Below are 255 nucleotides of genomic sequence, written 5' to 3' on the forward strand. Positions count from 1 at the left end.
AAAGGGAAAGAGCCCAAACCATAGCGATATGGGGTTGTAGGACCGCTGGAAATGAAAGACGAGCGAACGGGAACGCGATGGAAAGCGCGGACAGAGAAGGTGAAATCCCTGTACCGGCAAGCGAGTCAAGTAAGGAGCGGAATCCTGAGTACAACGGGACACGTGAAATCCTGTTGGAAGCAGGCGGGACCATCCGCCAAGGCTAAATAAGTAAGAGTGAGCGATAGAGAAGAGTACCGTGAGGGAAAGGTGAAA

1 rRNA gene is annotated in these 255 nt (G+C 52.2%); it reads left to right on the forward strand.

Annotation, left to right across the window (positions count from 1 at the left end):
• Window positions 1-255: ribosomal RNA gene (locus tag Afil_RS11670) — 23S ribosomal RNA — on the forward strand; the annotation flags it as partial.

This window comes from Allobaculum fili (assembly GCF_020969955.1).
Classification (GTDB): Bacteria; Bacillota_I; Bacilli_A; order Erysipelotrichales; family Erysipelotrichaceae; genus Allobaculum; species Allobaculum fili.